The organism is Thiobacillus sp. 65-1402, from assembly GCF_001897685.1.
Lineage (GTDB): Bacteria > Pseudomonadota > Gammaproteobacteria > Burkholderiales > Thiobacillaceae > Thiobacillus.
This window is the reverse complement of sequence record NZ_MKUG01000197.1, coordinates 1-6,323: the sequence shown is the minus strand read 5'-3', so window position 1 is coordinate 6,323 and position 6,323 is coordinate 1. Positions and strand designations below refer to the sequence as shown.

5 protein-coding genes and 1 tRNA gene are annotated in these 6,323 nt (G+C 62.3%); 4 read left to right on the top strand and 2 right to left on the bottom strand.

Annotation, left to right across the window (positions count from 1 at the left end; genetic code table 11):
- The coding region (locus BGO62_RS14530; RefSeq protein ID WP_363924425.1) for an aminoacyl--tRNA ligase-related protein at positions 1–535 on the top strand (535 nt) is incomplete at its 5' end.
- A 1-nt stretch (position 536) separates the two neighbouring features.
- Here BGO62_RS14530 and mltF read toward each other — a convergent pair.
- Positions 537–1,904, bottom strand: coding sequence for a membrane-bound lytic murein transglycosylase MltF (gene mltF, locus BGO62_RS14525; protein ID WP_296643791.1), 1,368 nt, complete (start codon positions 1,902–1,904; stop codon positions 537–539).
- Positions 1,905–2,022: 118 nt separating this feature from the next.
- On the opposite strand from mltF, the gene BGO62_RS14520 reads away from it, so the two are divergent.
- Positions 2,023–2,112: transfer RNA gene (locus BGO62_RS14520), tRNA-Ser, on the top strand.
- Positions 2,113–2,350: 238 nt separating this feature from the next.
- Here the strand turns inward: BGO62_RS14520 and BGO62_RS14515 are convergent.
- Positions 2,351–4,174 carry a GGDEF domain-containing protein gene (locus BGO62_RS14515; RefSeq protein WP_296643790.1) on the bottom strand — a complete coding sequence of 608 codons (1,824 nt, stop codon included), beginning with the start codon at positions 4,172–4,174 and terminating at the stop codon, positions 2,351–2,353.
- 314 nt (positions 4,175–4,488) lie between these two features.
- Between BGO62_RS14515 and clpS the strand changes: the two genes are divergently transcribed.
- Positions 4,489–4,797, top strand: coding sequence for an ATP-dependent Clp protease adapter ClpS (gene clpS / locus BGO62_RS14510; RefSeq protein ID WP_018077187.1), 309 nt, complete (start codon positions 4,489–4,491; stop codon positions 4,795–4,797).
- Positions 4,798–6,323: AAA family ATPase (locus BGO62_RS14505; protein ID WP_296643786.1), on the top strand; the 1,526-nt coding region annotated here is incomplete at its 3' end.

Below are 6,323 nucleotides of genomic sequence, written 5' to 3'. Positions count from 1 at the left end.
GGCGCTGCCGCTGAAGTTCGTCGCCCACACGCCGTGCTTCCGCTCGGAGGCGGGCTCCTACGGCCGCGACACCCGCGGCATGATCCGCCAGCATCAGTTCGACAAGGTCGAGTTGGTGCAGATGGTGAAGCCGGAAGATTCCTACGCTGCGCTGGAAGCGCTGACGGCGAACGCCGAGGCGATCCTGCAGAAGCTCGGCCTGCCGTACCGCAAGATGGCCCTGTGCAGCGGCGACATGGGCTTCTCGTCGGCCAAGACCTACGACCTGGAAGTGTGGCTGCCGGCGCAGAATACCTACCGCGAAATCTCCTCCTGCTCCAATTTCGAGGCCTTCCAGGCGCGCCGCATGCAGGCGCGTTTCAAGGTGGGGCAGGGCAAGCCGGAACTGCTGCACACGCTGAACGGCTCCGGGCTGGCGGTGGGGCGCACGCTGGTGGCGATCCTGGAGAACTACCAGAACGCCGACGGCAGTGTGAGCGTGCCGGAAGTGCTGCGCTCCCGGATGGGCGGGGTGGAGCGGCTGACGGCCGCCTGATTCAGCCCGGCCCGACAGCCAGGCCTTCCTCGCTGTCGCCCAGATTGATCAGCGGGTTGTATTCCGGCTCCAGCCGTAGCAGGATGTCGTAATAGTTGCGGATGTTTTCGGCAAAGTGCAGCGCCTCGGTGCCGCGCGCGTAGCCGTACTTCATCGCCTTGGCATAGGTGCCCCGGCTTAGATGGGGCAATGCCTCTTTGACGTCGGCCCAGCTGTCCGGGCTGCCGTTGCGCGCCTGCGCGATGCGGCGCGCGTCCTCCATGTGTCCCTGTCCCTGGTTGTAGGCGGCCAGCGCCAGCCAGGTGCGGTCGGGCTCGGGAATGCGGTCGGGCAGGGCTGTTTTCAGCATGAGCAGATAACGCGCGCCGCCCAGAATGCTCTGACGCGCATTGAGGCGGTCGGTGATTCCCATGCGGTCGGCCGTTTCCCCGGTCAGCATCATCAAGCCGCGCACGCCGGTCGGCGAGGTGGCGAACGGGTTCCACTGCGATTCCTGATAGCCGATGGCGGCGAGCAGGCGCCAGTCGATACCGGTGAGCGTTTGCGCCTCGTGAAAATGCTGGCGCAGTTCGGGCAGCCGTTGCCGGCGGCGCTGCAGGATGCCGAGGATGTCCGTGCTGTCCAGCCGCTTGATGTGGCCAAAATAGCGCTCGTAAATGCGCTTGATGGTGCCGTCCTTGCGCGCCTGTTCGACGAAGCGCGCCAGCGCATTGCGCAGCGCCTGCGAACTGTGGGGCGGCAACGCCCAGACGATTTTCTGCGTATCGCCGATGTCGAACGCCACCGCCAGCTCAGGGTAGAAATTGCGCATCGGATCGAAATCCATGCCGTTGATGACCACCGCGTCGTATTTGCCGGCCTGCAGTTGCGCGAGCAGTTCCTCCGGCCAGACGTTGTCCAGTGCCGACCAGGTAAGTTTCGGATGCTTGCGTTTCAAGCGCATCAGCATGGGGGTATGCCCGGAACCGATAATCAGGGCCAGCCTTTTGCCGGGCAAGTCCGCCATGCCGCGCGGTGCTTTGTCGCTGGCGCGGTAAACGATATGGACCGGTGTTTCAAACAGCACCGGGCCCGCAATCAGGTGGCGATCCTTCACGACCGCAAGCGGCAGGACCGCCGCCGCCAGATGGACCTGGTGCGTGTCGAGCAGCTCGAACAGTGCTTCGGGTCGGCTTTTTTCGGTCCAGCTGAGCGACCAGTTCTGCGACCGGCTGAAAGCCACCATCAAGTCGTGCTCGAACCCGGCGGCCTCGCCGTTGTGGGCGATGTAATAGGTGGCCGGGCTATTGCGTGCGCCGACCTGCAGTTCGCCGGTGACTTCGGGCGGGGGTAGGGGACGGCTGCAGGCAGCCAGTGCCAAAGCCAGCATCAGCGCAGCGAGCCTTCCGATCGATCCCCTCGTTTTTATGGTGGGCATGGACGCAGTCTGACCGAGTGCGAAATTTTCGTCCAGCAAACCGTCCGACTCGGTTACAATACGCGCCGCCGGAGAGGTGGCAGAGTGGTCGAATGTACCTGACTCGAAATCAGGCGTGAGCGCAAGTTCACCGTGGGTTCGAATCCCACCCTCTCCGCCACCCCCATTCCCCCTGGTCTTCCCTGGTATTGCCAATCAAGGCATGCAAAGGCCTGCTTGCTGAAGTCTTGCGCCAGACACGCGGCGCAACGGCCAGCTTCCCCTGCGGCAGCGCCGCACAATTTCCACCGATCCTTCCCGGTCAGTGCTGCCGCAAGGACACCAGCCAAGCTTCGCTGCGAAACCGACGTCTCTTTGGCCGGCTTCGAGCTGGATAGCATGTGCGTGCGGGCTTGTAATTACGTTGTGGCCTCTTCGACAAGCTGTTCTTCCGTTGCCAGTCGTCGGCCAAATGGCATTCTGCGTTGATCGATGAAGAGGCTGCTGCCGTCGGCGCGCTTGGCCATCTGTTTTGCTTCGGAGGCTGCGCGCGCCACTTCCTGATATTGGTGGAAGTAGGCGGGATCGACCAGCACTGCGCCGACGGACAGCGATACCAGCGAATGAAAAGCCATGGCGCCGCGCCGGTCTTCGCTACGGTAGCCGCCGGCTTCCACGTGCTCGGGGTTGAACAGGGCCAGGCATTCGCGGTCGAAACGGTCCAGCATGCCCTGGCAACGCTCCATCCAGTCGAGGCTTTGAAACAGCACCACGAAATCGTCGCCGCCGATGTGGCCGATGAAGTCCAGATCGAGGTTGCAGCTTTCGCGCAGGATGCGCGCAAGCCGTTGGATGATGTCGTCGCCGCGACGGAAGCCGTAGACGTCGTTGTAGGGCTTGAAATGGTTGAGATCGAAATACGCCGTGACGAAGGTCTGGTCGTTGGCGAGCAGGCGCTCCATGTGTTCCTGGATCGGCACGTTGCCGGGCAGGCCGGTCAGCGGGTTGGCGTAGCGCGCAGCGGCGATCTGCATTTCGGTTACCTCCCGCATCAGGTCGAAACCCGACCCCAGACCCAGATAGCGTCCTTCGTCGGTGATGACGAAGCCCTGGGTAAAGGCCTCCTTGCCCTTCTTTACCACCAGTTCCGACAACTCGGTCATGTGCGTGGCCTTGTCGACGATCAGCGGGTCGGGGTCCATCAGTTCGCTGCAGGGTTTGCGGCCGTGCAGTTCGCGCCCATACAAGGTGAGAAACCGGTCGAGCAGGGCCGGACGGTGCAGGATGCCGACCGGAACGCCGTGCTGGTCGACCACAGCCACGGCGTGCAGTTCGGGATGCTGCATCATCAATTCAAGCACGTCCTCGCTGATGGTTTGCGGAGGGACGGACGGAGCCGGCACCAGCAGCCGGCCGGCCGAGATGCGCAGGCCATCGCGTGCCTGCGGCACGGGAAATACGCTGACCGTGCCGGACTGCAGGCACGCCTGCACTTCGCTCGACGGCAGCCGGACCGGCACCGGCGAGGGGCGGCCGATCAGGTAGCCCTGCGCGAAGCGAATGCCCAGATCTTTCAGCACCGCCAGTTCGGACGGGCTCTCCACGCCTTCTGCGATCACGCAGGAATGTGCGCCCTCGGCCAGCATCTTGATCGAGCGCACGAACTGGATCTTGTGGGGATCCTGATGGATCCCGGTGATGAAGTGCTTGTCGATCTTGACGAAGGCGGGCTTCAGCTCGGACCACAGCCGCAGGCTGGAAAAGCCTTCGCCGAGGTCGTCCATGGCCACCTCGATCCCCGCTGCGCGCAGCAGGGACACAGCTTGCCGCATGTCGGCGTAATCAAGCGCCGCGGCGTTCTCGGTGATCTCGATCACCACCTGGTGCCCGGTCATGCCAACTTCATCCAGCGCGGCCAGCATGGCATCCGGAGTGAAGGCGGCGTCGAGCAGGCTGTGGGGCGACAGGTTCACAAACAGCCGCCCCGGCAGCTTCAGCCTGGCAAATGTCTTGAATGCCGTGCGCACGCAGGCCCATTCCAGGGTTGGCAGCAGGCCATGGTATTCGGCCACGCCTAACAATGCCTGCGGGGCGTGCAGCGGGCTATCCGATGGGCCGCGCGACAAGGCTTCGTAGCCCATCACCCGGCCGTCAAACAGGTCGAGCACCGGCTGCAACAGGGTCGTCAGCCTTGTGCCGGCCAGGATTTGTTGCAGGTGCAGGCGTAATTCTTCTTGGCTCATAAGGAGGAATGAAATGCAAATGTTCCCACGATAGGCGGAAAGCGTTACGTGCGCGTGAAACAGTGGGGTCTACCTCCAGGCATGGTCACAGGGCCAAGACAGTAAGAGATGCCTGCTGAAGCTTGTTACAATGGCCCCGATGCATTGTTGGCTTGCAGTTTGCTAAGTACCTGATTTGTAGCGGAATGATCCCGGTCTCGGCTGCGACCCCCGCTCAGGCTTCCATCCGGAACCGCTTGGCCCTACTTCCAGCGGGCTTGAAAATTCCTCCCGTCACATCAAAATAAAGCCAGTAACTCGGGCTTATTCCTGCTATGGCAACCAAGCGAGAAGGCAGTACCCTACTGGAACCAACAGCGGCGAAAGTGAAGCCGCCGCCCCTGTACAAGGTGTTGCTGCTGAACGACGACTACACTCCAATGGAGTTCGTGGTACTTGTCCTGAAAAAGTTTTTTGGCATCGACCAAGAACGGGCGACACAAATCATGCTCAAAGTGCATACTGAAGGTGTAGGTGTGTGCGGGGTATATCCCAGGGATATCGCTCATACCAAGGTCGAGCAGGTTGTGGATTTCGCGCGGCAGCATCAGCATCCGCTGCAATGTACGATGGAGGAAAGTTAGATGATTGCCCAGGAACTTGAAGTCACGCTGCACATGGCATTCATGGACGCACGGCAGAAGCGCCACGAATTCATTTCCGTGGAACACCTGCTGATGGCGATGCTGGACAATCCGTCGGCGGTGGAAGTGTTGCGCGCCTGTGGCGCCAACATCGAGGCCATGCGCGAGCAGCTCGGAAAATTCATCGAGGAGCACACGCCCAAGGTGACCGGCGAGGGTGAGGTCGACACCCAGCCGACGCTCGGTTTCCAGCGCGTGATCCAGCGCGCCATTCTGCATGTGCAGTCATCGGGCAAGAAGGAAGTCACCGGCGCCAACGTGCTGGTGGCGGTGTTTGGCGAGAAAGACTCGCATGCGGTGTATTTCCTCAGCCAGCAGGGTGTGACGCGGCTCGATATCGTCAATTTCATCTCCCACGGCATCACCAAAACTCCGCAGAGCGAGCCGGCACGTCCCGACGAGGCAGTGGAAACCAATGCCGAGGCTCCGGCGGCTTCGCCGCTCGACAGTTTTGCGCAGAACCTGAATGCGCAGGCATTGGCCGGCAAGATCGATCCCCTGATCGGGCGCGACCAGGAGCTGGAACGCGTGATCCAGACCCTGTGCCGCCGGCGCAAGAACAATCCCTTGCTGGTAGGCGAGGCGGGGGTGGGCAAAACGGCGATTGCCGAAGGCCTGGCGCGCCGCATCATTGAAGGCTCGGTGCCTGAAATTCTCGGGCAAAGCACGGTGTACGCCCTGGATATGGGCGCCTTGCTGGCTGGCACCAAATATCGTGGCGACTTCGAGCAGCGTCTGAAAGGCGTGCTGAAGCAGCTGTCCGACAACCCCAGTGCCATCCTGTTCATCGACGAAATTCACACCCTGATCGGTGCCGGGGCGGCATCGGGCGGAACGCTCGATGCCTCCAACCTGCTGAAACCGGCCTTGTCGTCGGGCCAGCTGCGCTGCATCGGCGCCACCACGTACACGGAATACCGCGGCATTTTCGAGAAAGATCACGCATTGTCGCGGCGCTTCCAGAAGATCGACGTGCCGGAACCCTCGGTCAACGAAACCGTGGCGATCCTGCGTGGCCTGAAGTCACGCTTCGAGGATCACCATGGCGTCAAGTACACGGCGGCGGCGCTGACCACGGCGGCGCAACTGGCAGCACGCTACATCAACGACCGCCATCTGCCGGACAAGGCGATCGACGTCATCGACGAGGCGGGCGCGGCGCAGCGCATCCTGCCGAAATCGAAGCAGAAGCGCGTCATCACGCCGCGCGAGATCGAGGACATCATCGCCAAGATCGCGCGCATTCCGCCCAAGACCGTGTCGTCCGACGACAAGAACTCGCTGAAGACGCTGGATCGCGACCTGAAAGCCGTGGTGTATGGACAGGAGGCCGCGATCGATGCGCTGGCGACGGCAATCAAGATGTCGCGCAGCGGCCTCGGCAATCCGCAGAAACCGATCGGAAACTTCCTGTTTTCCGGCCCAACCGGGGTCGGCAAGACCGAGGTCGCGCGCCAGCTCGCGTA